This is a genomic window from Natronohydrobacter thiooxidans (assembly GCF_001884735.1).
Taxonomy (GTDB): Bacteria; Pseudomonadota; Alphaproteobacteria; order Rhodobacterales; family Rhodobacteraceae; genus Roseinatronobacter; species Roseinatronobacter thiooxidans_A.
The window spans coordinates 16,276-42,254 of sequence record NZ_MJAP01000019.1 but is presented as its reverse complement, the minus strand read 5'-3'; the positions used below and the strand labels follow the sequence as shown (position 1 = coordinate 42,254).

At 66.1% G+C, this 25,979-nt stretch carries 22 protein-coding genes; 8 read left to right on the top strand and 14 right to left on the bottom strand.

Features of this window, described 5'->3' with window-relative positions; genetic code table 11:
* The first annotated feature begins 57 nt into the window (after positions 1–57).
* Positions 58–771: a GntR family transcriptional regulator gene (locus tag BG457_RS11795; protein WP_071797348.1), complete on the top strand. Its 714-nt coding sequence runs from the start codon at positions 58–60 to the stop codon at positions 769–771.
* A gap of 73 nt (positions 772–844) precedes the next feature.
* Here BG457_RS11795 and zapE read toward each other — a convergent pair whose 3' ends face one another.
* A complete protein-coding gene (gene zapE / locus BG457_RS11790; RefSeq protein ID WP_071797347.1) occupies positions 845–1,924 on the bottom strand; it encodes a cell division protein ZapE in 1,080 nt (359 codons plus the stop codon).
* Positions 1,925–2,034: 110 nt separating this feature from the next.
* Between zapE and sseA the strand changes: the two genes are divergently transcribed.
* From sseA to BG457_RS11775, 3 genes are read left to right on the top strand one after another with little or no spacing between them, the layout of a single operon-like run.
* Positions 2,035–2,880: a 3-mercaptopyruvate sulfurtransferase gene (gene sseA / locus BG457_RS11785; protein ID WP_175546786.1), complete on the top strand. Its 846-nt coding sequence runs from the start codon at positions 2,035–2,037 to the stop codon at positions 2,878–2,880.
* Positions 2,877–3,437, top strand: coding sequence for a GNAT family N-acetyltransferase (locus tag BG457_RS11780; RefSeq protein ID WP_071797346.1), 561 nt, complete (start codon positions 2,877–2,879; stop codon positions 3,435–3,437). Before sseA ends, BG457_RS11780 begins: the two co-directional genes overlap by 4 nt.
* Positions 3,438–3,445: 8 nt before the next feature.
* Positions 3,446–4,624 carry an amino acid aminotransferase gene (locus BG457_RS11775; RefSeq protein WP_071797345.1) on the top strand — a complete coding sequence of 393 codons (1,179 nt, stop codon included), beginning with the start codon at positions 3,446–3,448 and terminating at the stop codon, positions 4,622–4,624.
* A 63-nt stretch (positions 4,625–4,687) separates the two neighbouring features.
* Here BG457_RS11775 and xseA read toward each other — a convergent pair whose 3' ends face one another.
* On the bottom strand, positions 4,688–6,118 hold the full coding sequence (gene xseA, locus BG457_RS11770; RefSeq protein ID WP_071797344.1) for an exodeoxyribonuclease VII large subunit: 1,431 nt from the start codon (positions 6,116–6,118) through the stop codon (positions 4,688–4,690).
* A 54-nt stretch (positions 6,119–6,172) separates the two neighbouring features.
* Between xseA and purD the strand changes: the two genes are divergently transcribed.
* Entirely contained in the window at positions 6,173–7,438 is a 1,266-nt protein-coding gene (gene purD, locus BG457_RS11765; protein ID WP_071797411.1) for a phosphoribosylamine--glycine ligase, read from the top strand.
* A 145-nt stretch (positions 7,439–7,583) separates the two neighbouring features.
* On the opposite strand, the gene BG457_RS11760 is transcribed toward purD, so the two are convergent.
* Positions 7,584–8,486, bottom strand: coding sequence for a DMT family transporter (locus tag BG457_RS11760; protein ID WP_071797343.1), 903 nt, complete (start codon positions 8,484–8,486; stop codon positions 7,584–7,586).
* A gap of 67 nt (positions 8,487–8,553) precedes the next feature.
* Positions 8,554–8,958, bottom strand: coding sequence for a PaaI family thioesterase (locus tag BG457_RS11755; protein WP_071797410.1), 405 nt, complete (start codon positions 8,956–8,958; stop codon positions 8,554–8,556).
* 80 nt (positions 8,959–9,038) lie between these two features.
* Between BG457_RS11755 and deoA the strand changes: the two genes are divergently transcribed.
* Positions 9,039–10,346 (top strand): thymidine phosphorylase, encoded by a 1,308-nt coding sequence (gene deoA, locus BG457_RS11750; protein WP_071797342.1) that lies wholly within the window; start codon positions 9,039–9,041, stop codon positions 10,344–10,346.
* On the opposite strand, the gene lnt is transcribed toward deoA, so the two are convergent.
* From lnt to BG457_RS11715, 7 genes are all read right to left on the bottom strand, one after another.
* Positions 10,333–11,838 (bottom strand): apolipoprotein N-acyltransferase, encoded by a 1,506-nt coding sequence (gene lnt, locus BG457_RS11745; RefSeq protein ID WP_071797341.1) that lies wholly within the window; start codon positions 11,836–11,838, stop codon positions 10,333–10,335. The two genes, deoA and lnt, sit on opposite strands and share 14 nt — an antisense overlap.
* Before the next feature lie 13 nt (positions 11,839–11,851).
* Positions 11,852–12,724 (bottom strand): transporter associated domain-containing protein, encoded by an 873-nt coding sequence (locus BG457_RS11740; RefSeq protein WP_071797340.1) that lies wholly within the window; start codon positions 12,722–12,724, stop codon positions 11,852–11,854.
* A gap of 15 nt (positions 12,725–12,739) precedes the next feature.
* Positions 12,740–13,273: an rRNA maturation RNase YbeY gene (gene ybeY, locus BG457_RS11735; RefSeq protein ID WP_245770997.1), complete on the bottom strand. Its 534-nt coding sequence runs from the start codon at positions 13,271–13,273 to the stop codon at positions 12,740–12,742.
* Positions 13,266–14,282 carry a PhoH family protein gene (locus BG457_RS11730; RefSeq protein ID WP_425434928.1) on the bottom strand — a complete coding sequence of 339 codons (1,017 nt, stop codon included), beginning with the start codon at positions 14,280–14,282 and terminating at the stop codon, positions 13,266–13,268. The genes ybeY and BG457_RS11730 overlap by 8 nt, the downstream gene beginning before the upstream one ends.
* Positions 14,283–14,435: 153 nt before the next feature.
* On the bottom strand, positions 14,436–15,755 hold the full coding sequence (miaB, locus tag BG457_RS11725) for a tRNA (N6-isopentenyl adenosine(37)-C2)-methylthiotransferase MiaB (protein WP_071797338.1): 1,320 nt from the start codon (positions 15,753–15,755) through the stop codon (positions 14,436–14,438).
* Between the two features lie 293 nt (positions 15,756–16,048).
* A complete protein-coding gene (locus BG457_RS20290) occupies positions 16,049–16,219 on the bottom strand; it encodes a hypothetical protein (protein ID WP_175546785.1) in 171 nt (56 codons plus the stop codon).
* A gap of 526 nt (positions 16,220–16,745) precedes the next feature.
* Complete coding sequence (locus BG457_RS11715) at positions 16,746–17,483, bottom strand: endonuclease/exonuclease/phosphatase family protein (RefSeq protein WP_071797336.1); 738 nt, start codon at positions 17,481–17,483, stop codon at positions 16,746–16,748.
* 96 nt (positions 17,484–17,579) lie between these two features.
* Here BG457_RS11715 and BG457_RS11710 point away from each other — a divergent pair, with 96 nt between their 5' ends.
* Positions 17,580–18,743: a BaiN/RdsA family NAD(P)/FAD-dependent oxidoreductase gene (locus BG457_RS11710; RefSeq protein ID WP_425434927.1), complete on the top strand. Its 1,164-nt coding sequence runs from the start codon at positions 17,580–17,582 to the stop codon at positions 18,741–18,743.
* A gap of 39 nt (positions 18,744–18,782) precedes the next feature.
* On the opposite strand, the gene BG457_RS11705 is transcribed toward BG457_RS11710, so the two are convergent.
* Both BG457_RS11705 and BG457_RS11700 read right to left on the bottom strand, forming a co-directional pair.
* Positions 18,783–20,000 (bottom strand): MFS transporter, encoded by a 1,218-nt coding sequence (locus tag BG457_RS11705; RefSeq protein ID WP_425434926.1) that lies wholly within the window; start codon positions 19,998–20,000, stop codon positions 18,783–18,785.
* A 93-nt stretch (positions 20,001–20,093) separates the two neighbouring features.
* Entirely contained in the window at positions 20,094–23,543 is a 3,450-nt protein-coding gene (locus tag BG457_RS11700; RefSeq protein ID WP_071797334.1) for a chromosome segregation SMC family protein, read from the bottom strand.
* A 205-nt stretch (positions 23,544–23,748) separates the two neighbouring features.
* Here BG457_RS11700 and BG457_RS11695 point away from each other — a divergent pair, with 205 nt between their 5' ends.
* Positions 23,749–24,960 carry a TsoY family (seleno)protein gene (locus BG457_RS11695; RefSeq protein ID WP_071797407.1) on the top strand — a complete coding sequence of 404 codons (1,212 nt, stop codon included), beginning with the start codon at positions 23,749–23,751 and terminating at the stop codon, positions 24,958–24,960.
* Positions 24,961–25,012: 52 nt separating this feature from the next.
* Here BG457_RS11695 and argF read toward each other — a convergent pair whose 3' ends face one another.
* On the bottom strand, positions 25,013–25,939 hold the full coding sequence (gene argF, locus BG457_RS11690; protein WP_071797333.1) for an ornithine carbamoyltransferase: 927 nt from the start codon (positions 25,937–25,939) through the stop codon (positions 25,013–25,015).
* Positions 25,940–25,979: the final 40 nt, after the last annotated feature.

Genomic DNA, 25,979 nt, shown 5'->3' with positions numbered 1-25,979 from the left:
AAGCCTTTGTCATCCGCACGTTATACCGATATGACGTTTGTCGAATGAGGATCCGATATGCCTTGGATTTCGCACAGCACGACGAATGAGGTCATCAACCAGATCTGTGACCGGATCTGGCTTGCTGTCGTGCAGCGCACGCTGCGCCCCGGCGCGCGGCTGAAGGAAGAGGAACTGACCGAGATTTTCGGCACCACCCGCGCGCGCGTGCGTCAGGCACTTGCGATTCTGGAACAGGACGGGCTGGTGACGATCTATCCCAATCGCGGGGCCTGCATTGCCGAACCCAGCGTCGATGACGCGCAGGACGCCTTTTCTGCCCGACTGGCGATCGAGCAGCGACTGGTCACGCGCCTGTGTCGCAGTGCCAAACCGGAAGATATCGCCATCCTGCGCGACCATATCGCACAGGAACGCGCCGCCCATGCGCGCGGCGACAGCGAAGCCGTGATTCGCCTGTCCGGCGAATTTCACATGCTGATCGCGCGGCTGGCCGAAGCCGAGTTGCTTCTGAAAATCCTGCGAACGCTGACAATCCGCACATCGCTGATCACGGCGATGTATCAGACACAGGCCACCCAGACCTGTGGCCCGGATGAACATGACCGTATTCTCGCCGCAATCGAGGCGCGCGACGAATCGCGCGCCAGCCATGAGATGACCCATCATCTGGAGCATCTGGAAACCGCGCTGCGCCTGTCCGAAGCCCCCATGCCGGTCTCGGGCCTGCGTGAAGCGTTGCACGGCATCGCGCAAAGACGCGCGCCCTGACCCGGCAACCCGTGCAGACCCGCCTGCGGGACGCACCCGAACCCTCGCAACGCAGCAACCGCGCGGCAGCCCCTCAGCCCTCGGCCCAGTCGGCGCCCTGCATCTCGCGCAACCGGCTGGCCGTGCGCTCGAATTCAAAGGTGCCTTCGCCCTCGGTATAGAGCCGCTCCGGTTCCGCCGCCGCAGAGGCGATCAGCCGCACCCGGCCCTCGTAAAGCGCATCGATCATGGTCACGAAACGTTTGGCCTCGTTGTAATTCGAGGCCGAGAGATAGGGGATGTCATCCAGCATCAGCACCCGCAGCGCCTGTGCGATGGCCAGATAATCCCCCGGTCCCAGCGGCTGCCCGCACAGATCCCAGAATGTGGCCCGCCCGACCCCGTTATGCACCTTCGGCACCACGATCTCGCGCCCTTTCATCTGCAGACGCAGGGGTGTGCCCGGATCATGCCCCGTCAGTTCATCCCAGATCCGCGCCATCTCTGCACGCGCAGCAGCGCCCGCAGGCGTGAAAAACACCTGCGCGCCCGCCAGACGTTGCTGGCGGTAATCGGTTTCCGCAACCAGCTCATGCACCACCATCCGGGACTTGATCATCTCGATGAAGGGCAGGAACAAGGCGCGGTTCAGCCCGTTCTTGTACAGATCATCCGGCACCCGGTTCGAGGTGGTGACAATCGCCACGCCCGCCGCGATCAGCCGCTCGAAAAGCCGCCCCACCAGCATCGCATCAGTGATATCGGTGATCTGCATTTCGTCAAAGGCCAGCAGCCGCACTTCGCCCGCCACCTTGTCGGCCACCGGGGCCAGCGCATCCTCGACGCCGCGTTGGCGCGCCTCGTGCAGCCCGGCATGGATTTCCTGCATGAAGGCGTGAAAATGCACCCGGCGCTTTGGCACATCGCCCGCATGGGCCACAAACAGATCCATCAGCATGGATTTTCCGCGCCCGACACCGCCCCACAGATACAGGCCCGGCGGCGGCTCGACCGCCCTGCGCCCCCAAAGCCCGCGCAGCCCACTGGCTTTCGCGGCGGGCTTCGCCAGATAGTCAAGGATCGGGTCGAACAGCGCCATGGCTCCGCGCTGGGCGGCATCGGGGCGTAGCTTGCCCGCCTCGACAAGGGCATCATATTGCGCAATCAGACTCATGGCCCCCTGACTAGGCCAAAGCGCGCAGGCGCGAAAGCCCCGCTGTCGTCTTGTCAGCCCGCTTTCGCACCTTTAGGGGTAGGGACAGGATTCAGGACTGGGGGTGTCTGATGGACGATCCGAAAACACTTGTGTCGACAGACTGGCTGGAAAAGCATCTGCACGACCCGGATCTGCGTGTCCTTGATGCAAGCTATTACCTGCCGCAAATGGGCCGCGACGGTCGGGCTGAATATCAGAACGCCCATATTCCGGGCGCGCGCTTCTTCGATATCGACGAGATCAGCGACACGCGCTCGAACCTGCCGCATATGGCGCCGCCGGTCGAGAAATTCATGTCCCGCATGCGCGCCATGGGCGTGGGCGACGGGCATCAGGTGGTGGTCTATGACGGGATGGGCCTGTTTTCCGCCGCCCGCGTCTGGTGGCTGTTCCGGCTGATGGGCAAGACGGATGTGGCGGTACTCGATGGCGGCTTCCCGAAATGGCAGGCCGAGGGGCGCGCGGTCGAGGATATGCCCCCGGTCCTGCGCGAGCGCCATATCACGGTCCAGCGCCAGAATCATCTGGTCAAGGATGTAAGCCAGGTCGCCGCCGCGGTGAAACTGCGCGACTGGCAGATCCTCGATGCGCGCTCCGCCGAGCGCTTTCGCGGCGATGCGCCAGAGCCGCGCGAGGGATTGCGCGCAGGCCATATGCCCGGCGCGCTGAACCTGCCCTTCACCCAGCTTCTGAACGCGGATGGCACGATGAAGCGCGGCGATGATCTGCGCGCGGCTTTCGAGGCTGCGGGCGTCGATCTGGAGCGCCAGATCATAACCACCTGCGGGTCGGGCATCACCGCCGCTGTGCTCAGCCTCGGGTTGGAAATCCTCGGCCACCGGGCGCATGCGCTTTATGACGGATCATGGTCGGAATGGGGCCAGTTCCCCGATTTGAAGGTCGAGATCGGATGACCACCTACCGCGCAGGCGAAACCGTCGATTACACGGTGACATATCTCGAAATGGCCGCGCGGCCAGGCTATGACTGGCCCGCGACACCTGCAGGCATGACCGGCGCGCTGCTTAGGGCCGAAACCCCGCCGGTGTGGTATTTCCGCGCGCTCTATGATGCGGTCGGGCGCGATTATGCCTGGACCGATCTGCATGCCTCCGAGGATGCGGAAATCGCGGATTGGCTCGCAAGTCCCGATGTGGCGCTTTACACGCTGATCGATCACGGCTGGCCGCAGGGGTTTTTCCTGCTGGACTGGCGCGCGGGCGCGACCTGTGATCTGGCCTATTTCGGGCTGGTCCCGCAAGCGGTCGGGCGCGGGCTTGGCACATGGATGCTGCGCACTGCGATCCTGACCGGCTGGGCGCGCGAGGGCGTGAGTTGTCTGAGCGTGAATACCTGCACGCTCGATCACCCGCGCGCGCTGATCCAGTATCAGAAACAGGGTTTCACCCCCGTCCGGCAAGAGGCGCGCAAGCGCCTTCTGTCCCGCGACTGGACCCTTGCAGAAAGCTGATCCCGCAGATGTTCGAGACCCTCACCGCGCCGAAACCCGACGCGATCATCGCATTGATGCAGGCTTTTGCCGCAGATACCCGCGCCGGGAAGATCGACCTCGGTGTGGGTGTCTACCGCGATGAGGAGGGGCGTACTCCGGTCATGGCCGCCGTCAAGGCCGCCGAGGCGCGGATCCTGGCCGAGCAGGACAGCAAGAGCTACCTCTCGCTGGCGGGCGATGCAGGTTTCCTGCAAGCGATGGAAACCCTGCTTCTGGGCGGCGCGGCGCCCTCTGCGCGGGTGGCCGCGGTCGGCACTCCGGGCGGCTCTGCGGCGGTGCGCCAGATTTGCGAGCTGATCCGCAAGACCCGGCCCGAGAGTGTGATCTGGGTCAGCGCCCAGACCTGGCCCAACCATCTGCCGCTGATCACGGCGGCGGGGCTGCAGGCACGGCCCTATCGCTATCTGGCGCCCGAGGGCGGGCTGGACCAGCCGGGGCTGTTTGCCGATCTCGAACAGGCGGCGGCGGGCGATGTGGTGCTGTTGCATGGCTGCTGCCACAACCCGAGCGGCGTGGATCTGGCCCCGCAGGACTGGGCCGAGCTTGGCGCGCTTCTCGCACGGCGCGGCGCGGTGCCTTTCGTCGATATGGCCTATCAGGGTTTTGGCGCGGGGCTTGACGCCGATGCAGGCGGGCTGCGCCATCTGGCCGCGCGCCTGCCCGAAGTGCTGGTCGCCGCGAGTTGCTCGAAGAATTTCGGCCTCTATCGCGAGCGGGTGGGGATCGCGATGGCGATTGTCAGCGCGGCGCAGCGCGACACGCTGGCGGCGGTTCTGGCCGGGCTCAACCGCCAGAATTTCGCCTTCCCGCCCGATCACGGCGCGCGGGTGGTCAGCACGATCCTGGGCGATGTGGCGCTGCGTCACCAATGGCTGACCGAGCTGGACGCGATGCGCGCGCGTGTGCAGGCCAATCGCCGCGCGCTGGCCGAGGCCCTGCGCGCCGAGACCGGATCGGACCGCTTCGCCGGGGTCGCGGCCGAACAGGGCATGTTCTCGCTGCTGCCGCTCTCGCATGACGAGGTGCAGCGCCTGCGCGCCGAGCATGGGGTTTATGTGCTGGATGATGGGCGGGCGAATATGGCGGGGCTGTCGGCGCGCAACATCGCGGCCTGCGCGCGCGCGATTGCCAGCGTGACGCGATAGACGAGAGCGCCGGGGCGCTGCCCCGGACCCCGGAGTATTTGCCGCAAGAAAATGAGGTAGAGGTCAGAACAGGCTGCCCTGATCGGGTTTTTGCGGCTTTGGTTTCGCGGGCCTGGGTGACTTTTGCGGCACTGCGCGGATCTCGCCATCGGCAAATTCGATACTCAGAGCCGGTGCCGCGCCTGCGGATTTCGCGCTGGTCAGGGGCGTGCCCTCGCCATCCCGCACCACCGCATAGCCGCGCGCCAATGTTGCCGGATAGCCCAGCGACTGGCGCAGCCGCTCCAGCGCCGCAAGCCGCGTCTGGTGGCGGTCGATCTGGCTGGCCATGGCCCGCGCGGCGCGTGTGCCGCGCTCGCTCAGGCGTTCGCGGGCCTTGGCGATTTCGCTGGTGATGGTCGCGGGGCGCAGCCCCGCAGCGGTCGAGCGCAAATCCTGCCGCTTCGCCACCAGCAGCGCACGCAGACTGCCGGGGAAGCGTTCGGCCCATTGGTCCAGCCGCTGCATCGCAGGCGCGAGCAGGCTCTCGGCGCGCGGCAGGGCGCGCGAGAGATCCGACAGGCGCTGGCGGCGCTGGCTGACCGAAACCGCCGCAGCACGGGTCAGGCGCGCGTCAAGCGTCGTGACATGGGCCATCAGATCGGCATGGACCGGCACCGCGATTTCCGCCGCCGCCGTGGGGGTGGGCGCGCGCCGGTCAGAGGCGAAATCGATCAGCGTGGTATCCGTCTCATGCCCCACAGCGGAAATCAGCGGGATCACGCTGGCCGCCGCTGCCCGCACCACGATTTCCTCATTGAACCCCCAGAGATCCTCGATCGACCCGCCGCCGCGCGCGACGATCAGCACATCGGGCCGGGGGATCGCACCGCCTGCAGGCAAAGCATTGAAACCCGCTATGGCGCGCGCCACCTCCGCCGCGCAGGACTGCCCCTGCACCGCCACCGGCCAGAGCAGCACATGCACCCCGAACCGGTCCTGAAGGCGGTGCAGGATATCGCGGATCACCGCGCCTTGCGGCGAGGTCACGACCCCGATCACGCGCGGCAGATAGGGCAGCGGGCGCTTGCGCTCTGCCGCGAACAGCCCTTCGGCGGCGAGTGCCGCCTTGCGCCGCTCCAGCATCGCCATCAGCGCGCCCGCGCCCGCAGGCTCCACGCTCTCGACCTGCAACTGGTATTTCGACTGCGGCGCGAATGTGGTCAGGCGGCCCGTGGCGATGACCTCCATCCCCTCTTCGGGCCTGACCGCCATTTTCGCGACCTGACCTTTCCAGCTGACCGAGGCGATCACTGCGCGGTCATCCTTCAGGTCGAAATACATATGACCCGTGCGCGCCAACACCACGCGCCCGACCTCGCCGCGCACCCGCACACGGCCAAACTCGCCTTCCAGCACGCGTTTCACCGCGCCCGAGATCTCCGAGACCGAAAATTCGGGCGTGTTGCTGGCGGGCTCGTCGATCAGGTCCAAGGCAGTGCTCCGGCTTGTCATGGGCGCGCGCGCACCCTAGAACGCGCGGGCAAGAAGGCCAAGAGAGGGCGGATGATGAATATTCTGGTGCTGGGCAGCGGCGGGCGCGAACATGCGCTGGCCTGGGCGATTCTGCAGAACCCCAAATGCGACCGGCTGATCTGCGCGCCCGGAAATGCGGGCATGGCCGCAATCGCGGAATGCGCCGCGTTCGATATCTGCAATGGCGGGGCCGTGGCGCGGTTCTGCGAGGAGAATGCCATTGATTTCGTGGTGATCGGCCCGGAAGCCCCCCTGGCCGCAGGTGTCGCGGACCGGCTGCGCGATCTCGGAATTTCCTGCTTCGGCCCCTCGGCGGCGGCGGCGCGGCTGGAGGCGTCGAAAGCCTTTACCAAGGAAATCTGTGCCGCCGTCGATGCCCCGACCGCAGGCTACGCTCATTTCACCGATGCAGAAGCCGCCCGCGCCTATATCCGTGCGCAAGGCGCGCCGATTGTGGTCAAGGCGGATGGTCTGGCCGCAGGCAAGGGCGTGATCGTGGCCATGACCGAGGCCGAGGCGCTTGCGGCCATCGACACCATGTTCGGCGGCGAATTCGGTGCTGCCGGGGCCGAAGTGGTGATCGAGGAATTCATGGAGGGCGAAGAAGCGTCCTTTTTCGTGCTGGTCGACGGCGAGACCTGCCTGCCCATCGGTACGGCGCAGGACCACAAGCGCGTGGGCGATGGCGATACCGGCCCGAATACCGGCGGCATGGGGGCCTATTCGCCCGCACCTGTGCTGACCGATGCCATCGCGCAGATCGCGCTGGATCAGATCGTGCGGCCGACAATGGCCGAGATGGCGCGGCGCGGAATGCCCTATCAGGGCGTGCTCTATGCCGGGCTGATGATCCGGGACGGCCAGCCGCGACTGGTGGAATATAATGTCCGCTTTGGCGATCCGGAATGTCAGGTGCTGATGATGCGGCTGGGCGCGCAGACGCTGGATCTGATGCTGGCCTGCGCCGAAGGGCGGCTGGATCGGGTCGCGGTGAACTGGGCGGATGACCATGCCATGACCGTGGTGATGGCGGCGCAGGGCTATCCGGGCGACTATGCCAAGGGCAGCGAGATCAAAGGGCTGGAAACCTGCCCCGAGGACAGCGCGCATATGGTCTTTCACGCGGGCACTAAGGCAGAAGCGGGCCGCATTCTGGCGAGTGGCGGGCGCGTGCTGAATGTCACGGCGCGGGGGGCGAGCCTGACAGAGGCACAGGCGCGCGCCTATCAGATGGTCGATCAGATCGACTGGCCGGAAGGGTTCTGCCGCCGCGATATCGGCTGGCGCGCGCTGATGTAAGGTGCGTGCTGCAGCACGCACCCTACGGCAAGGGGGGCGCCCGCCCGCTTTGAGTATTTGGGGCAAGAAAATGTCAGGCGTGGCGGATGGAACAGCCTGTCGCGGCGAACGCATCAGCCCATGGCCGGGCGCGGGCGAAAGCCGCTCAGACCGCAGGTTCCGCGCGCAGCCCCTTGCGCCGCGCCAGCATCAGCCCCGCAAGGATGATCGCCAGCGCCAGCACGAAGCGGCCCGGTACCTCCTCGCCCAGAACCACCGCCCCCAGCAGGACCGACCAGACCGGCACATGGTAATTCACCTGTGACAGGAAACTTGGCCCTGCCGAACGAATAATGCCGACCAGCAGAAACGTCGCGTAGCCCGTGGGCAACAGCCCCAGATAGAGCACCGCCAGCAGCGGGCGCAATTCGGGCAGGGTCGGCACGCCGTCGCTCAGCAGTGCGACAGGTATCATGACCGCGCCCGCGATCCAGAGCGCCATCATGCCAAAGGCCACCGGATGCACTTCCGGGCAGCGGCGTGTGACAATACTGCCCAGCGCATAGCACAGCGCCGCCGCCAGACAGCCGAATCGCGCCAGCGTCTCAAACTCCGACCCGCTGCGCGCCAGCACCCCCGGACCGATCAGGACCGCGACGCCGAGGAGCCCCAGGGCAAAGCCCAGCGCCTTGGGCCGCGTCAGCCCTTCTCCCGGCACAAAAACATGCGCCAGACCCAGCACGAAGAGCGGAATCGCCGCCATGGTGATGCCCGCAAAGCCCGAGGTGACATGCTGCTGCGACCAACTGAGCATGTAGAAGGGCAGGGCATTGGACAGAAGCGCCATCCCCGCCGCGAAGGCCAGCACGGGCCGCGAGAGCGTCAGCCGCACCCCCATCGCCCATGCGATCACGCTCAGGGTAAGCGCCCCGATGACGATCCGCGCCGTGGCGATCCAGACCGGCGAGACCCCTTCCAGCGCCACCGCCACCCCCAGAAAGGACGCGCCCCAGATCAGCCCGAGCGCGATCAGGCCGATCCAGTTTCCGAATGTCGGTTGCTTGGGCATGGTCCGGCTCGTGAGAGTAGTGAACTTGTGCACTATACCCGCGCAACGCCCCTGTCCAGCCCCGCCCTCAGACCCCGATCATCGTGCCCTGCAACAGCGCGACGGATTTGCGTGTCCCGCCACTCAGCGCAAAGACCTCGGCGCGCACCACGGTCAGCCTGCGCCCCGCGCGGACCACTTCGCCCACGGCCTCGAACGCCTCGCCCATCGCGGGCGCAAGCAGGTTGATCTTCATTTCGGCGGTCATCACCTCCTGCCCCTCGGGCATCCGGGTCAGGGCCGCATAGCCCGCCGCCGAATCGCCCAGCGCAAAGGCCACCGCCGCATGCGCCGCGCCATGCTGCTGGCCGAATTGCGCCAGTCGCGGCGCGCGGATCACGCAGCGCCCATCCCCCGCCGCCATGAGTTCCGCGCCAAGGCTTGCCATCATGCTCTGCTTGCCGAAACTTGCGGCCACGCGCGCGTCGATCATCGTCACTCCCCCTTGCATCCGAACCTTGCCTTTGCCCGCACAAAAGGCAAGGCTCATGCCAAAGACCCGGAGGCCGCAACATGCTCTATCAGGAACTCATCCGCCGCAAACGCGATGGCGGAACGCTGACCGCACCGGAGATCCGCGCATTGGTCTCCGGCATCACCACCGGCGATCTGGGTGATGCACAGCTTGGCGCTTTCGCCATGGCCGTGCTGCTCAAGGGCATGTCCCTGCCCGAGCGCGTCGCCCTGACCACATCCATGCGCGATTCGGGCGAGGTGCTGGACTGGGACCGTGGCCCGGTGATCGACAAGCACTCGACCGGCGGCATTGGCGATAACGTCTCGCTGATGCTCGCGCCTGCGCTCGCCGCCTGCGGGGCGGTGGTGCCGATGATCTCTGGCCGGGGTCTGGGCCATACCGGCGGCACGCTCGACAAGCTCGACGCGATCCCCGGCTATAACACCGCCCCCGATGGTGCGACCCTGCAAGATGTCACGCGCAGGATCGGCTGCGCGATCATCGGCCAGACCGGCAGCCTCGCGCCCGCCGACAAGCGCTTCTATGCGGTGCGCGATGTGACAGGGACGGTGGAATCGATGGATCTGATCACCGCCTCGATCCTGTCCAAGAAACTCGCCTCCGGGCTGGAAGGGCTGGTGCTGGACGTCAAATGCGGCAATGGCGCCTTCATGGCCACGCGGACCGAGGCGGAAGGGTTGGCGCGCGCGCTGGTCGAGGTCGCGAATGGTGCGGGCTGTCGCACTGTGGCGCTGATCACCGATATGAACGCCCCGCTTGCGCCCAGTGCGGGCAATGCCATCGAGGTGCTGGATGCCGTTGATTTCCTGACCGGCGCGCGCCGCTTCCCGCGCCTGTGGGATGTGACCTGCGCCTTGGGGGCAGAGGCGCTGGTGATCGCCGGGCTTGCCCCCGACACGGATCAGGGCCGCGCGATGATGGAAGAGGCGTTCCATTCGGGCCGCGCGGCGGAACGCTTCGGCCAGATGGTCGCCGCCTTGGGCGGGCCAGCGGATTTCATCGAACAGGCGCAAACCCATCTTCCCCAAGCCCCGGTCATCCGCCCCATCCCCGCGCCGCGTGCAGGGATTGTCACAGGCTACACCACCCGCGAAATCGGGCTTGCCGTGATCGAGATGGGCGGCGGGCGCAGGCAACCCAGCGACCGGATCGACCCGCGCGTGGGCTTCGCGCAGATCGCCCCCGAGGGCGCGTCCGTCAACCAAGGCGACCCGCTCGCCTTCGTGCATGCCGCAGATGAGGCACAGGCCGAGCGCGCGACCGCGGCCTTCCTCGCCACCTGTCAGATCGGCGACGCGGCCCCGGACCGCCCTCTGATCCTCGACCGGATCAGCGCCGGATAACCCGGCCCGCGCAAGCGCCTGCCATCAGCAGCGCCAGCGCCAGCCAGACCGGCCAATCGCCGTGACGGCTGTAGAATGTGTGCGGCAGCGCACCGGGCAGGGGGCCATCGATGAACCCGGTCACCCCCAGCCCCAACTCTGCCGCGATCCCGCCCCGCGCGTCGATAAAGGCCGACACGCCGGTATTGGCGACCCGCAGCACCGGCAGCCCCTGCTCGACCGCGCGCAGCCGCGCCTGCGCCAGATGCTGAAACGGCCCGGTCACTTCGCCGAACCACGCATCATTCGTAACCTGCAAAATCCAGTCAGGCCGGGTTTCCGTCCGCAAATGGCGGGGAAAGATCGACTCGTAGCAGATCAGCGGCAGCGCCACGCCCAAGGGCCCCAGATCCAGCAGTTCAGGGCCGGGGCCGGGGCTGTAGCCCATCAAAGCCTGACCGGCGAGGCCGCCGAGCGGCGTGCCCATCAGCCATTCCGAAAACGGGATATATTCACCAAAGGGGACCAGATGATGTTTGTCATAGATATGGGTGATCGCGGCATCGGTGGTCAGCACCGCCAGCGAGTTGAAATACCGCTCCCCCTCGACCCGCTGCACGCCAAAACCGATCCCTGTGCCCGGCCCGTGCAGGGCGGCCGCATCGGCCATCATCTCCAGCGCGTCGCCCGGATATTCCAGCAGGAACGGGACCGAGGTTTCCGGCCAGAGCACCAGATCAGGCGCAGGAACAGCCGGGGCGGCGGTCTGATCCAGCAAGCGGCTGAAGAACAGATACATATTGCCCTGCAGCCATTTCTCATCCTGCGGCGCATTGGGTTGCGCGAGCCGGATCACCCCCGCGCGATCCGGCGGCAGCGCCGTCTGCCCCGCCCCCCAGAGCCAGATCAGCGCTAGCAGCGCGAGCGCAGAAGCGGCCCCGAAACCCCGCGCAATCCAGCCCCTGCCCAGCACCGGCAGCACCGCCGCGCCGACGATCAGCAGCGACAACCCGCCCGCGCCTGTGATCGCCGCCAGGTGCATCAGGGGCGTGCCGATCACCCCATGCCCCAGCATCGCCCAGGGAAACCCCGTGAAGACCCAGCCGCGCAGCAGTTCCAGCACGACCAGCCCTGCGCCCAGCACAACCAGCCGCGCCCGGCCCTGTGCGAGCCCCGCCAAAGCCCCCGCACCGGCCCAGAACAGCGCCATGCCGCCCGCCATCGCCACCAGCGCGAAAGGGGCCATCCAGCCATGCACTTCGGGTTCAATGAAAAACGGCTCGACGATCCAGAACAGCGCCGCGCCGAAATAGCCTGTCCCCGCCAGCCACATCCGGCCCGACAGCGCCCGCCAGCCCCGCGCCAGCGGCAGCGCATGAAACAGCACCGCCAGCGCCAGTATCGAGACCGGCCACCAGCCCAGCGGCGCCTGCCCGGCCACCGCCAGCGCGCCAAGCGCGCCATAGCCCACCGCCAGTTGCAGCCGTGGCCGTGCTCTGGCCCAGCGTGTCAAACCGGAAAACCCCTCACTGCGCCGCGTCGCGCAGCGCCTGTGGCAGATGCACGCGCAAACGCTTGATGCGGCGCAGATCGGCCTCGATCACCTCGAACTCGACCCCCGAGGGATGCGCGATCACCTCGCCCCGCACCGGCACGCGCCCCGCCAGCAGGAACAGAAGCCCGCCCAGCGTGTCGATCTCTTCTTCGTCATCCTCGCCGGTCAGGGCAAAGCCCAGCTCTTCCTCCAGCTCATCCAGTGCCGCGCGGGCATCCACCAGCAGACTGGCCGCGCTTTCCTGCATGATCATCGCGTCTTCATCCGTGTCGTGCTCATCCTCGATCTCGCCCACGACCTGCTCCAGCAGATCCTCGATCGTCACCAGCCCGTCCACGCCGCCATATTCGTCGATCACCAGCGCAAAATGCGTCCGCTCCGCCTGCATCTTGCGCAACAGCACCGAGAGCGGCATCGAGGGTGGCACATAGAGGATCGGGCGCAACAAGGCGCGCAGATCAATCTCGTGATGGCCGTTGAACCCGTAGCGCAGGGCAAGGTCTTTCAGCAGCAGCAGGCCCAGCGGCTTGTCGAGCGTATCCTCATAGACCGGAATACGCGAATAGCCGGATTCGCGGAAACTCGCGACGATATCGCTCAGCGATGCGCCCTGTTCCACTGCGATGATCTCGGCTTTGGGAATCGCCACATCCGCCACACGCAGACGCTGCAGATTGGGCAGGCCCGGCAGGGTCTGTCCCAGCGCATCCGCCTTTTCGCGGGCGTCCTCGTCATCGGGGGTCAGGGCATCAAACAACCGGCCAAACAGGCCACGCGTTTCACTCTCTCTTGGATCCTCCAGCGCGCGCTGCGCTGCTCTAGATCCGTCTGTCGTATCGCCCATCGGTCCTTTCCGGTGTTACAAGGGCATCTCGGCCCCGGTTTCATATGGGTCCGCCACCCCGAGTCGCGCAAGTATCGCCACTTCGGTTTCTTCCATCAACGCGGCATCTTTGTCACGGATATGGTCATATCCTAGCAGATGCAGCACCGAATGGACAATCAGATGCGTCAGATGCGCGTCAAACGCCTTGCCCTGCTCGGCGGCCTCTCGCGCACAGGTGTCATAGGACAGCGCAATATCGCCCAAGGCTTCCGGGTCATCCGCATCGCCCTGCTCGGGCAGATCAGGGGCGCCGCCATCTTCTTCCGCGCTGAGATCCCATGTCGGCCAGCTGAGAACATTGGTCGCCTGCGCCTTGCCGCGAAACTCGGTATTCAGCGCCGCGATCCGCGTGTCATCGCAGGCCAGACACGCAATCTCAAAACCTTCTGCGGGCAGGCCCAGATGCGCCAGTGTGGCCCGCGCCGCCCGCTCGGCCAGTCCGGTCAGATGATCCTCGTCCCAGCGCGCATCCTCGATCACCACATCGACTAGCGCCGCCTCAGCCACCCTGTTCCTCGTCGCGCTCATAGGCCTGGATGATCCGCGCCACCAGCGGGTGACGCACCACATCGGCAGAGGTGAAATAGCTGAAGCTGATCCCCTCGACCCCGTCCAGAATCCGCTCCGCCGCCCGCAACCCCGACTGCACCCCGCGCGGCAGATCGACCTGCGACCGGTCGCCGGTGATCACCATGCGCGAGCCTTCGCCCAGACGGGTCAGAAACATCTTCATCTGCATCTCGGTCGCATTCTGCGCCTCGTCCAGCACCACAAAGGCATTCGAGAGCGTGCGCCCGCGCATGAAGGCCAGCGGCGCGATCTCGATCTTGCGCTCCTCCATCAGCTTTTGCAGCTGTTTCGACGGCAGAAAATCATTCAGCGCATCATAGAGCGGCTGCATATAGGGATCGACCTTCTCCTTCATGTCGCCGGGCAGAAAGCCCAGCCGCTCGCCCGCCTCGACCGCCGGGCGCGACAGGATGATCTTTTCCACCAACCCGTCCGAGATCATCTGCACGCCCACCGCGACCGCCAGATAGGTCTTGCCGGTTCCCGCAGGGCCAATCCCGAAATTCAGCACATCAGCCATCAGCGCGCGGGTATAATCCTGCTGCGCCTTGGTGCGCGGCGAGATGATCTTCTTGCGCGTGCGAATCTCCAGCCGCCCGGTGCGGAACATCTCCAGCTGTTCTTCCGGGCCCTCCTCGGTCTCGGGCGCGCGGGAAATGCGGATCAGGGCCGCCACATCGCCCGGCTCGACACTGCGCCCTTCTTCCAGCCGCTGATACAGCGTCTCAAGGATCTTGACGGTATGCGCGCGTGCATCCTCGGGCCCCAGAACATCCAGTTGGTTGCCGCGCCGGATGATCTGAACGCCCAGATGGCTTTCCAGATGGGTCAGATTCCGGTCATATTCACCACAGAGTTCCACCAGCAGGCGGTTATCGGCGAATTCAACATGCGACGGCATGGCGGCGGTCGCGGCGGTGGGCGGGGTCAGTGCGCTGATGCCCAAGCAGATCTCCCTCAGGTGGTGGTTGGATGGACCGCGAGTCGATAGTTTCATGCTGCCAACGGACCCGGACTCGCGCAAGCATTCATTTGCGCCGCAGCGCAGATTCGGAGAAATTTCGCTAAAGTGACACAATATATTGCGGGTCAGGCCGGATCAGACCAGTTCCCCCGCCAGCGAATTCGGCCCCGATCGGGTAATGCGCACCCGCGCGATCTGCCCCGTTTGCGCGCACGGATCGGTGACATGGACCGCATGCAGATAATCCGACTTGCCCACCATCTGCCCGGCCATACGCCCCGGTTTCTCGAACAGCACCGAGACCTCGCGCCCCACCATCGCCTCCTGCGCCGCGCGTTGCTGGTCGCTCAGCAGCGCCTGCAGGCGATGGAGCCGGTCGCTGGCCACATCATCGGGCACCGGCGTCTTTTCAGCCGCCGGGGTGCCGGGCCGGGCGGAGTATTTGAAACTATAAGCCTGTCCATATCCCACCTCGCGCACCAGCGCGAGCGTGTCCTCGAAATCCTGATCAGTCTCGCCGGGAAAACCCACGATGAAATCGCCCGAGAGCAGCAGGTCAGGCCGCGCCGCGCGCAGCCGGTCGATCAACCGCAGGTATTGTTCCGCCGTGTGCTTGCGCGCCATAGCTTTCAATATCCGGTCGCTGCCCGATTGCACCGGCAGATGCAGATAGGGCATCAGCTTCGGCTCATCCCCATGCGCGGCGATCAGGTCATCCTCCATGTCATTGGGGTGCGAGGTCGTGAACCGGATCCGCGCCAGTCCCTCGATCTTCGCAAGCTCCCGAATCAGCCGCGCCAGCCCCCAGGTGCCGCCCGCCCCCTCGCCGTGATAGGCGTTCACATTCTGGCCCAGCAATGTGATCTCGCGCACCCCGCGTTCCACCAGATCCCGCGCCTCGCGCAGCACGCGCTCCACGGGTCGCGAGACCTCGGCGCCGCGCGTATAGGGCACCACGCAAAAGGCGCAGAACTTGTCGCAGCCCTCCTGCACGGTCAGAAAGGCCGCCGGGGCGCGTTTGGCGCGCGGGGCTTTGGGCAGATGCTCGAACTTGTCCTCTTCAGGGAAATCCGTATCCACCGCGCGCGCGCCCGCCCGCACTGCCGCTTCCATCGCAGGCAGCCGGTGATAGGTCTGCGGCCCGACCACCAGATCGACCAGCGGCTGGCGGCGCATGATCTCCTCGCCCTCGGCCTGCGCCACACAGCCCGCAACCCCGATTTTCAGATCAGGATTGGCGGTTTTCAGCGGCTTGAACCGCCCCAGTTCCGAATAGACCTTCTCGGCGGCCTTCTCGCGGATATGGCAGGTATTGAGCAGGATCATATCCGCGTCTTCCACCCGTTCCGTCGTGACATAGCCCGACGCGCCCAGCGCTTCGGCCATGCGTTCGCTGTCATAGACATTCATCTGGCAGCCATAGGTCTTGATGAACAGCTTCTTCGGATCGGCCATCGGGGCTCTCTTGCGCTTCGTGTCGGACCGCGCACACATAGCCCTGCAAGGGCGATTGAGCAAGCAGTGCGCCCTGAAACCTGTGCAACAGATGGTCATCCCGGGCCTCCGGGGCGGAGTCACCCCGCCTTGCCGGTCACGCATGTGCTGCGGCCTGATCCGCTTTTTGCCGAATGCGGCACCGACTGCCGCATTCCATGCCCGAGACAGATTCCGCACTGCGCGTTTTACCCGCGCCGGGTTTCGCCGCACGGATCGGCAGATGGTCCGACGCCTTTCGCGCCAGAATGCCGTCATTCGCGACGCACCGCGAAGGCGCCGTCATGCCCGCGCAGATCGGCTACTGCGCCGCAGATGGCCCAGCACCCCATGACCTCCGCGCGCCTCCAGCCGATGATCCGGCCCAAGGGCAGCACGGGCATCTGCGGCAGCACATGCGCGATCGCATTCGCCGAGCGCGTCACTGCTTGCGCCTCCGGCGCAAGCGCATCACCCCGTCCCGGCAACCCGGCAACCTCGCCAGGGCGCCTTTCCGGCAAATCACCGCACACCGCTTCTCCCGCAACCGCAACTCCGGCCCGCAGCGCGCCCAGTCAGACCACGGCGCTCTGCGCCTCTGACAGCCTCAGCGCCGCGCGGATCGGCAGGTGATCCGACGCCCTGCGCGCCAGAATACCGTCAGACGCGCAGTACCACTACGGTGCCGTCATGCCGCCCATCTGCCTGTGCACCACAACGAGCGCACCACCCCATGACCTCCGCAGGCCCGCAGCCGATGAACTGATCCAGCGGCCGCATGGCCATCTGCGGCGGGAGGGGAAACGCGCGATTACATCCACCGAGCACGTCACTGCTTGCACCTCCGGCGCAGGGACATCAGCCTCTCCCGGCAACCCCGGCAACCCCGGCCCACGGTCGCGGCGCCTCTCCGGACCAGTCACCGCACACTGGTTCTCCCGCAACCGCAGCACTGGCCTGCAGCGCGCCCAGTCAAACCACCGCGCTCTGCGCCTCTGACAGCCTCAGCGCCGCGCGGATCGGCAGGTGATCCGACGCCCTGCGCGCCAGGGCACTGTCATGTACGCGCAGATCAAAAACCTCCGCGCGCCTGCAGCCGATGATCCGGTCCAGGGGCAGCATGGGCATCTGCGCGGGAAAACTCGCGATCGTATCCGCCGAACGCTTCACCGCCCGCAAGCCCCGGCGCAAGGGCATCAGCGAGCAACCCGCTCCGAGCCGCCACTCGTTGAAATCCCCCATTACCAATGTCGGCCGCCCATCCCCGCTGTCAATCTCCTTGGTCAGGAACTGCGCCTGCAACAGGCGCGACTGATGCAGCAGCCCCAGATGCGCCGCGATCACCCGCAAGGGCTGACCGTTCATCCGGATATCCGCGATGATCGCCCCACGCGGCTCCAGTCCGGGCAGGGTCACAGCCTGCGCCTGCTCGACTTCCGCGCCGCGCAGCAGCAGCAGATTGCCATGCCAGCCATGCGCGCGCGTCCCCAGCCGGTCGGTCAGCGCAAGCGGTGTCAGGCCGGTTTCGCTTTGCAAGAGGTCCGGGTCCAGCACGCCCCTGCGGTCGCCGAAACGCCGGTCAACCTCCTGCAAGGCGACGATATCCGCGCCGATCTCCCGGATCACCTGTACCGTGCGTGCCGGGTCACGGCGCATGTCGGTGCCAACCGCCTTGTGGATGTTATAGGAACTTACGATCAGTTCGGACATTTGCGGACTTTGTCTATATCTGCTCCTCACAACTATGTGGTCTCGCGCGCTATTTCACAATAAGACTCATTCCTCAAAACTCTGTTAAAGCCCGCCATGCCCCTGTCCGAACCCATAGATGCCCTTGTAATCGGCGCCGGTCCTGCCGGGCTGATGGCGGCGGAGCGCATGGCGCAGGCCGGGCGGCGGGTCGTGATCTGCGAGGCAAAACCCTCGCCCGCGCGCAAGTTCCTGATGGCCGGAAAATCCGGGCTGAACCTGATGAACGCAGCCCCGCTCGACGCCCAGATCGCGCAATATGCCGAAGCCCGCGACTGGCTCGCCCCCATGCTGCGCCAGTTCGGCCCCGATCAGATCCGCGCCTGGGCCGAAGCGCTCGGCCAAGATCTCTTCACCGGCTCATCCGGCCGCGTCTTTCCCAGGGCGATGAAGGCCTCGCCACTGCTGCGGACCTGGCTGGCGCGGCTCGACCGGATCGGCGTGGAGTTGCGGCGCGGCTGGTCCTGGCAGGGCGGCGCGTTCGATTTCGCCACCCCCGACGGCCCCCGCAGTCTCGTGCCGCAGGTCACAGTGCTTGCGCTTGGCGGCGCAAGCTGGGCGCGGCTGGGCTCTGACGGGGCATGGACCGGCTATCTTGCGGCGCGTGGCATCCCGCTGGCGCCGTTCCAGCCCGCCAATATGGGCTTTTGCGTCACATGGTCGTCGCATATGACCGCGCATTTCGGCCAGCCGATCAAGGGTGCGCGGCTCAGCGCGGGTAACCAGTCCATCCGCGCCGAATTTGTCCTCTCTGCCAAGGGGGTCGAGGGCGGCGCGATCTATGCCCTGTCGCGCAAGCTGCGCGAAGGGGCGCCGCTCAGCATCGACCTTTTCCCCGACCTGACCCAAGGGCAGATCACAGAGCGCCTCGCGCGCCAGCCCGCCAGACTTTCCACCAAGAACCGGCTGCGCCGCGCGCTGAAGCTCGATGGCGCGCGGCTCGCCCTCGCGCTCGAACTGGCCCGCGATATCCCCGCCGCCCCCGCGCAACTCAAGACGCTCGCGCTCCCGCTTCGCGGCCCCCGCCCGCTGGACGAGGCGATCTCGACCGCAGGCGGCATCCCCCGCGCGGCGCTCACCGATGGGCTGATGCTGCAGGGCTGGCCCGGCACCTTCGCCGCAGGCGAAATGCTCGACTGGGAAGCGCCCACCGGCGGCTATCTCTTGACCGCCTGCCTTGCCACGGGCCATTGGGCCGGCTCCCATGCCGCCCGGTTCTGACATTTTCTTGCCAAAAATACTCAAATAGAACAGCGGCGTTCAGGCAGGCCGCAGGTTCAGCGCCCGTTCCTTCACCGGCAGATGCACAATCGCCGAAAACAGCCCGACCGCGACCCCCACCCACCAGACCAGCGTGTAATCGCCATGCAGATCATAGAGCCTGCCCCCCAGCCAGACCCCCAGAAAACTGCCCAGCTGATGGCTGAAAAACACGATGCCATAGAGCGTGCCCATATAGCGCAGCCCGTAGATATGCGCGATCAGCCCCGAGGTCAGCGGCACCGTGGCCAGCCACAATCCCCCCATCAGCAGAGAAAACAGCAGCACCGATCCCGGTGTGATCGGCGACAGGATGAAGGCCGCCGCCACCACGGTCCGCGCCATATAGATCGAGGCCAGCAGGTATTTCTTGGAATAGCGCTTGCCGAGCCAGGCCGCCGCAATCGTGCCGCCGATATTGGCCAGACCGATCAGCGAAATCGCCACAGCCCCCAGCGCCGATGTGGTCGTGATCCCGAATGCTGCCAGCATCCCGTCCGGGGCAATCGGTCCGCACATCTCGGTCACCATCGCCGGGAAATGCGCGGTGACAAAGGCCAGCTGATAGCCGCAGGAAAAGAAGCCAAGGAAAATCAGCGTGAAGCTCGGGTCACGAAAGGCCTGCGTCAGCGCCTGCCCCATGCTCTGTTCCAGCTCGCCCCGGCTGGCCGGGGCCGGGCTGCGCATCATCGGCAGCGCCAGCAGCGTCAGCAGGACGGCAGCGGCAAAGATCACAAACACCATCTGCCACGAATAGAAACTCAGCAGGATCTCCGCGACCGGTGCGCCGAAAACCTGCCCCGCACTGCCTGCCGCTGTCGCAATACCCAGCGCCAGCGATCGGTTTTCATCGGATGCCGCCCGCCCGACCACCGCGAGGATCACCCCGAAGCCGGTGCCCGCGACCCCGAAGCCCACAAGGATTTCCAACACCTGATGCGCGCCGGGCGTGACTGCGAAGGATGACAGCACCAGCCCCGCCGCATAGACCAGCGCGCCAAGGATGATCGCCCGCCGGTCCCCGAAACGTTCCGCAATCGCACCGAAAATCGGCTGGCCGATCCCCCAGGCCAGATTCTGGATCGCGATTGCAAGCGAGAATTCGGCCCGCAGCCAGCCGAATTCCTCGGCAATCGGGATCTGGAACACCCCGAAACTCGCGCGGATCGCGAAGCTGATCATGATGATGATACAGCCCCCGATCAGAACAGGTGTCATCAGGGGCGCGCGCGCAGCAGGGGACATGGCAGGACCGCAAATTTGCTTCACACGTTCAGCTAACCGCGAAGCACTGCCCTTGTCGAGCGGAAATCACGCCACCAATGTCTCTGCGGCTTTCAGATCGACACTGACCAGCTGGCTGACCCCGCGCTCGGCCATGGTCACACCGAACAGCCGGTCCATCCGCGCCATGGTCAGCGCGTTATGGGTGATGATCAGATAGCGCGTGTCGGCCCGGCGCGTCATCTCGTCCAAGAGATCACAGAACCGCGCCACATTGGCATCATCCAGCGGTGCATCCACCTCGTCGAGCACGCAGATCGGCGCGGGATTGGCCAGAAACACCCCGAAGATCAGCGCCAGTGCCGTCAGCGTCTGCTCGCCCCCCGACAGCAGCGAGAGCGTCGAGAGTTTCTTGCCCGGTGGCTGGCACATGATCTCAAGCCCGGCTTCCAGCGGATCATCGCTTTCCACCAGCACCAGCCGCGCCTCACCGCCTGCAAAAAGATGGGTGAAAAGCGTGGTGAAATTTGCATTCACCTTGTCGAAGGCCGCCAGCAACCGCTCGCGCCCTTCCCGGTTCAGCGCGGTAATGCCTGCGCGCAGCTTGCTGATCGCCGCTTCCAGATCGGCCTTTTCCTGCACCAGAAGATCATGCTCGCCCTGCACTTCGCGCGCATCTTCCTCGGCGCGCAGATTCACCGCCCCCAGCGCATCGCGCGCCCGGCGCAACCGGCTCAGTTCTTCCTCCATGACGCGCGCTTCGGGCATCTCTTCGGGGTCGGCCTGCAATTGCGCCAGCAGCACCTCGGGCGTGCAGTCAAGTTCTTCCTCGATCCGGGCCGCAGCCACCGCCACGCTTTCGCGCGCCGCGTCGCGCCGGGCCTCAGCCCGCGCGCGCCCCTCGCGCCCGTCAGAGGCCGCGCGTTCCGCCGCCCGTTCCGCCTCGGTCGCCGCCCGCAAGGCGCTGTCCCCGGCAGAGAGCGCGTCGCGCGCAGCCGCCAGCCGCGTCGCGGCGCGGGCAAGCTCATCGCCAAGGGCCGCGCGGCGCAATGCCATCTCTTCCGGCGCGGCGCTGGCCTCTTTCAACTCAGCCTCGGCCCCGGCCTTGCGCGCAGAAAGGTCCGCGATCCGGCCATCCGCCGTTTCCAGCCGGTGCCGCCAGCCGCTCAGAGATTTCGTGATCTCCTGCGCGCGGCTCACGCGGGCAGTGGCCTCGCGCCGCGCCTCATCGGCCTGCGCGCGCCGCGACATCATCGCGATCCGCGCGCTTTCCACCGCCATACGCAGCATCTCGATCTCGCGGCGCGCGACCTCCAGATCGTCCAGATCGGCCATCTGTGCCTGCAAGCCCTGCTCGGTCTGGCGCAGTTCGGTCGTCTCCAGCGCCAGCCGCTCCATCTGCGCCGTCGCCGTCTCGACCCGGCTTTGCGCGCTGGATTGCGAGGATTCCGCCCGCGACAGCGCGCGCGTGGCCTCCATCAGCCGCTGATCCGCTGCCCGCCGCGCATCGCGCGCCTGCTGCTCGGCATGGTTCAATTCCTCCAGCCGCGCTTTCTGCGCCTGATGCGCGCCGCGCAGCGCGTCAAGCCGCGCCTCTTGCGCGTCCATGTCGCGGCGCAGCGCATCGCGCCGGTTCATCTGCTGCAGGCGCAGGGCGGCGGCACTGGGCGCGTCCTTGGCGGCCAGATGTAGCCCGTCCCAGCGCCACAGATCGCCCGTGCGCGAGACCAGACGCTGACCGGGGCGCAACGCCGCCTGATGCGCAGCCCCCTCCGGCCCCTCGACAATCCCGATCTGGCTCAGCCGCCGCAGCAGCGCCTCCGGGCCGGTCACATGCGGGGCGAGGGGCGCAATCCCCTCGGGCAGGGGTTGTGGCTCGGGGTAGGGCTCCAGCGCGACCCAGCCCGATCCGCCCTTGGCCAGCGGCGCCTGCAGATCATCGCCCAGCGCCGCGCCCAAAGCCTGCTCAAACCCCGGCGCCACCCGCAACTGGTCCAGCAACCGCGCGCCATCGCTGCGGTCACGCTCCAGCAGCCGGGTCAGCGCCGCAAGTTCGGCGCGCAGAGTGCTCGCCGCGCCTTCGGCCTCGGCCAGCGCGCTGCGCGCCTCGGCCTCTTCGCTCTGCGCGGCGCTGCGGGTCTGTTCCAGCGTGCCCAGCGTGGCCTCGGCATCCTCGGTCAGATCGCGTATCGCCTCCAGTTCCGCCACGGCCTGCGACACATCCCCATCCAGCGCCGCCAAGGCCGCCTCGGCCTCGGATTTCGCGCGCTGCGCCGCGCCGCGCGCGTCCTCTGCCTTGGTCAGCGCAGCTTGCAGATCACGGATCTGGCGCTCAAGCGACTGGTGCTGCGCCGCCAGCCGCGCCACATCTTCCGTCGCCGTCCCCAGCGCCGATTCATGCTCCTGCAAGGCATGCGCCGCGTCCGAGGCCAGCGCCGCCGCTTCCGCCACAAGCGCATCCTGACCTTCGCTGGCCTTGGCGATCTGCTCCTGCTCCCAGCCCAGTTGCGTGATCATCTCCTGCGCATCGGTGTTCAGGCTGGTCTCGCGCTCGATATCGCGGCCAAGCTGCACAATGCGGGCCTGCAGGTTGCGCAAGATCTCGGCGGCGCGGGCTTCCTCATTGGCCAGCGTGTCGCGCTGCACTTCCAGCCGCTGCATTACCGCGCCCGCGACCGCTTCTTCCTCGCGCAGGCCGGGCAGTTGATCCTCCGCCGCCAGACGCGCCGCACTCGCGTCGCGCGCCGCACGTTCCAGCGCCGCATTGTCGCGAAGCGCGGCCTGCAGCGCCTCTTCGGCCTCTGCGCGGGCCAGATCCGCTTCGCGCCAGCGGCGATAGAATAACAGCCCCTCGATCCGGCGCAGCTTCTCGCCGATCTCGCGGTAGCGCGCCGCCTGCCGCGCCTGCCGGGCAAGCTGCGCCAGTTGCGCCGCCATCTGCTCGATCACATCGCTGATGCGCTCCAGATTGGTCTCGGTCGCGCGCAGCCGCAATTCCGCCTCATGGCGGCGCTGATAGAGGCCCGAGATTCCCGCCGCTTCCTCCAGAATCCGCCGCCGCGCCTTGGGCTTGGCGTTGATCAGCTCCGAGATTTGTCCCTGCCGCACCAGCGCCGGACTATGCGCGCCGGTCGAGGCGTCGGCAAACAGCATCTGCACATCCCGCGCGCGGACTTCCTTGCCATTGATCTTATAGGCGCTGCCCGCGTCGCGGGTGATGCGGCGGGTGATATCCAGCGTATCGGCATCGTTGAAACCCGCTGGGGCCAGCCGCTCGCGATTGTCGATCTGCAGGCTGACTTCGGCAAAATGCCGCGCCCCACGCGAATCGGTGCCCGCGAAGATCACATCTTCCATGCCGTCGCCGCGCATCGCGGTCGGGCGATTCTCGCCCATCACCCAGCGCAGCGCTTCCAGCAGGTTGGACTTGCCGCAGCCATTGGGGCCGACAACGCCGGTCAGACCCGCATGGATCACCAGATCCGTGGGGTCCGTGAAGCTCTTGAAGCCATTGAGACGCAGACGATTGAATTGCACGCGCGAGAAAACCCGAGTGGATACTGGGGCAGGAGTGTCTGTGCATTCCGGGGCCAAGTCAAGCGCATTTGGCCCATATTGCGGGCTGTGCGCGGTATCCTACCAGATTTAGCATTGCGCCTCGCGCCATGCGACACCCTGCCACAGTGTAATGTGAACTCACATAGACATATTCAAAAACATAAATATGAAAGGAGCCCGCGCCATGACAGATCACGTTAAGCGCCCATCGGACAGCTATTCGCCGCTCTACTTCCTCGCCTCGCTCGGGGCAGGGGGGCTTGCGGTTACATTCTTCATGTGGCTGATGCACTGGATCCCGCATCCCGGCAAGACCGTCCCGGTTTTCGAGGATATCACCGCCGCCTTCGCCACCGGCGGCACACTCACCCAGGGCATGATTCTCGTCGCGATGGCGGGGATTGCCATCTTCTCCTTCCTGAACCTGAAACTTCTGGTCTGGAACCTGCGCCGCTTCTCAGTCTGGGCGAAAACCGAAAGCTTCGCCGCCTTCTCGAAAACCAATGCCCAGAGTCAGGTCATGGCCATGCCGCTGGCGCTGGCCATGTCGGTGAATGTGCTTTTCATCCTTGGCATGGTCTTTGTGCCGGGGCTGTGGTCCATCGTCGAATACCTGTTCCCGCTGGCCATGATCACCTTCCTTGCGATCGGCGCCTATGGTTTCAGGCTCTATGGTGGCTTTCTGGGCCGGGTGCTGACGGAGGGCGGTTTCAACTGCGCGGCCAATAACAATTTCGGCCAGATCCTGCCCGCCTTCGCCTTCGCCATGGTGGGGGTCGGCCTCGCTGCCCCTGCAGCCCTCAGTACTATGCCCGCGCTTTCGGGCCTCGGGCTGGTCTTCTCGACCTTCTTCCTGATGGTATCGAGCCTGATCGCGGTCGTCGCCATGATCCTCGGCATCCGCTCGATGATGGAAAACGGCGCCAACCCCGAAACCGCGCCGACGCTCTCGATCATCGTGCCGCTGCTCGCGGTTCTGGGCATCCTGAGCCTGCGCCAGAACCATGGTCTGCACGAGCATTTCGGCGGCAGCGCCGTCGCCGGGGAAACGCTGGTCTTGCTGACCAAATTCCTGTCGGTGCAGGTGATCTTCCTGATCTTCGCCGGGCTGGTGCTGATCCGTCAGGGCTATGCCAGACGCTTCATCTTCGGTCGCGAGACCTCGCCCGGCTCCTACGCGCTGGTCTGCCCCGGTGTCGGTTTCGCGGTGCTGATGCATTTCTTCGTCAACAAGGGGCTGGTCGATGCCGGTCTGATCGCGAAATTCGGCGCTACCTACTGGGCGCTGACGGCCGTGGCGCTCCTGTCACAGGCCGCAATGATCTGGCTGGTCTGGCAGCTGAACCGCCGCCATTTCGGCGCTGCCAAAACCCCCGAGGCGGTTCCGGCAGAGTAACCCCGCCACAAAAGAGCACAAAGGCCGCGCAATCCGCGCGGCCTTTGCTGTCTTACAGCCCCAGACAGTAGCGCATCACCGCTTTCTGCGCGTGAAGCCGGTTCTCGGCCTCGTCGAACACCACCGATTGCGGGCCGTCCATCACTGCATTGGTGACTTCCTCCTCGCGATGCGCGGGCAGGCAATGCATGAACAGCGCGTCAGGCTTGGCCTGCGCCATCAGCGCGTCATTGACCTGATAGGCGCGCAACAGGTTGTGGCGGCGCTCGCGATTGGACTGGCTGTCATGCATGCTGACCCAGGTATCGGTCACCACCAGATCAGCCCCCGCGACCGCCTCGACCGGGTCGCGGATGATCTCGATCTTCGCCCCCTCGGCGCGGGCCAGCGCCACGAATTCCGGGTCAGGGTCCAAAGCCTCGGGGCCGGTGAAGGTCAGATCGAACCCGAACTGCCCCGCCGCATGCAGGAAAGAGGCGCAGACATTATTGCCATCGCCCGACCAGACCACCTTGCGCCCTTTGATCGGGCCGCGATGCTCCTCATAGGTCAGGATATCGGCCATGATCTGACAGGGATGGGTGCGGTTCGTCAGCCCGTTGATGACCGGCACGGATGCATATTCGGCCAGTTCCTGCAGCACGGTTTCCTCGAATGTGCGGATCATGATCAGATCGACATAGCGCGACAGCACGCGGGCGGTGTCGGCAATGGTCTCGCCATGGCCAAGCTGCATTTCCTTGCCCGAGAGCACCATGGTCTGCCCGCCCATCTGGCGCACGCCGACATCGAAACTGACGCGGGTGCGGGTCGAGGGTTTCTCGAAGATCAGCGCGACCATGTGGTTGCGCAAGGGCTGGTCGGCATCCGGCGTGGCCTTGGGCAGACCATTGCGCGCCTCTTTCATGGCGCGGGCCTGATCGATCATCCCGCGCAGCGCAGGCTTGTCAGTGGTGTGGATATCCAGAAAATGCGGCATGGCTGGTGGCTTTCTTTGGCGAGGGGTGCGAGGGCGCTGC

Coding starts and splice junctions, on each gene's coding strand:
- BG457_RS11795 (WP_071797348.1), top strand. CDS start 58: ATGCCTTGGATTTCGCACAGCACGACGAATGAGGTCATCAACCAGATC.
- zapE (WP_071797347.1), bottom strand. CDS start 1,924: ATGAGTCTGATTGCGCAATATGATGCCCTTGTCGAGGCGGGCAAGCTA.
- sseA (WP_175546786.1), top strand. CDS start 2,035: ATGGACGATCCGAAAACACTTGTGTCGACAGACTGGCTGGAAAAGCAT.
- BG457_RS11780 (WP_071797346.1), top strand. CDS start 2,877: ATGACCACCTACCGCGCAGGCGAAACCGTCGATTACACGGTGACATAT.
- BG457_RS11775 (WP_071797345.1), top strand. CDS start 3,446: ATGTTCGAGACCCTCACCGCGCCGAAACCCGACGCGATCATCGCATTG.
- xseA (WP_071797344.1), bottom strand. CDS start 6,118: ATGACAAGCCGGAGCACTGCCTTGGACCTGATCGACGAGCCCGCCAGC.
- purD (WP_071797411.1), top strand. CDS start 6,173: ATGAATATTCTGGTGCTGGGCAGCGGCGGGCGCGAACATGCGCTGGCC.
- BG457_RS11760 (WP_071797343.1), bottom strand. CDS start 8,486: ATGCCCAAGCAACCGACATTCGGAAACTGGATCGGCCTGATCGCGCTC.
- BG457_RS11755 (WP_071797410.1), bottom strand. CDS start 8,958: ATGATCGACGCGCGCGTGGCCGCAAGTTTCGGCAAGCAGAGCATGATG.
- deoA (WP_071797342.1), top strand. CDS start 9,039: ATGCTCTATCAGGAACTCATCCGCCGCAAACGCGATGGCGGAACGCTG.
- BG457_RS11740 (WP_071797340.1), bottom strand. CDS start 12,724: ATGGGCGATACGACAGACGGATCTAGAGCAGCGCAGCGCGCGCTGGAG.
- miaB (WP_071797338.1), bottom strand. CDS start 15,755: ATGGCCGATCCGAAGAAGCTGTTCATCAAGACCTATGGCTGCCAGATG.
- BG457_RS11715 (WP_071797336.1), bottom strand. CDS start 17,483: ATGTCCGAACTGATCGTAAGTTCCTATAACATCCACAAGGCGGTTGGC.
- BG457_RS11710 (WP_425434927.1), top strand. CDS start 17,580: ATGCCCCTGTCCGAACCCATAGATGCCCTTGTAATCGGCGCCGGTCCT.
- BG457_RS11705 (WP_425434926.1), bottom strand. CDS start 20,000: ATGACACCTGTTCTGATCGGGGGCTGTATCATCATCATGATCAGCTTC.
- BG457_RS11695 (WP_071797407.1), top strand. CDS start 23,749: ATGACAGATCACGTTAAGCGCCCATCGGACAGCTATTCGCCGCTCTAC.
- argF (WP_071797333.1), bottom strand. CDS start 25,939: ATGCCGCATTTTCTGGATATCCACACCACTGACAAGCCTGCGCTGCGC.